The 1023-nt window shown below is 75.1% G+C and carries 1 protein-coding gene; it reads left to right on the forward strand.

Features of this window, described 5'->3' with window-relative positions; all coding sequences use genetic code 11:
- Window positions 1-249: 249 nt before the first annotated feature.
- Window positions 250-1023: an aminoglycoside adenylyltransferase domain-containing protein gene (locus tag HW445_RS32455; protein ID WP_180224322.1), complete on the forward strand. Its 774-nt coding sequence runs from the start codon at window positions 250-252 to the stop codon at window positions 1021-1023.

Genomic DNA, 1023 nt, shown 5'->3' on the forward strand with positions numbered 1-1023 from the left:
CAGGCGGAGCGCACGCCGCCCAGTCCCTCGCCGGACGGTCCGGGCGGGCGGGGGCGCTACCGCCGCCCGGCCGGCGGAGCTAGCCTGCCCCCATGGCCCTCACCCTCTGCTTCGCCGCGTACCGCACCCGCCGCGCCGCCTGAGCGCGGCGATCGCGGCCCCGGTCCGTCACGAGGACCGCACGGCACGACAGCCTCGCCGCGCCCGTAGACCGTCCACAGACACCCTCCACGGGCACGGAGATCCGACATGTTCACCCCTTACCCGGAGCTCGACACGCTCCTGACCGGCCTGGCCCGCTCGGTCCGCGGCATCCTCGGCGGCACCTTCGTCGGCATGTACGTCCAGGGCTCGTTCGCCCTCGGTGCCGGGGATGCGCACAGCGACTGCGACTTCGTGGTCGCGGCCACCCGCCTGCCGGACGGCGGGACGGAGGCGGCGCTGCGCCGGCTCCACGACGGCATCCCGCTGCGTCCCGGTCACTGGACGCGGCACCTCGAGGGCTCCTACGCCGACACCGCCTCCCTGCGCGACGTCGGCGGCCTCGGCGTCCGCTGGCTGTTCAACGACCACGGGCACCGGGAGCTGACCTGGGACACCCACTGCAACAGCGCGCACAGCCGCTGGATCCTGCGCCACCACGGCATCACCGTGGCCGGCCCGCCGGTCACCGAGGTGGTCGACGAGGTGCCTCCCGAGGCGGTCCGCGCGGAGGCGCGGGCGGCGCTGCCGGGGCTGCTGGACTCCGTCGGCACGTGGGCGTCCTTCGACCTGGCCTGGACGCAGCGGTACACGGTGACGACGTACTGCCGGGTGCTGTACTCGCTGCGGACCGGCCGGGTGACCTCGAAACCGGGAGCGCTGACCTGGGGCCGTGAGCATCTGGCGCCCCGTTGGCGGCCGTTGCTCACCCAGGTGCTGGAGGACCGCGGCCGCGGCTGGGACGCGGCAGACCCTCCGCGGCCGGGTTCCCTGGAGGCGACCCGCGCGTTCGCCGCCTACGCGGAGTCCTTCGCGCACTGA

It is taken from the genome of Streptomyces sp. UH6 (genome assembly GCF_013421635.1).
Taxonomy (GTDB): Bacteria; Actinomycetota; Actinomycetes; order Streptomycetales; family Streptomycetaceae; genus Streptomyces; species Streptomyces abyssomicinicus.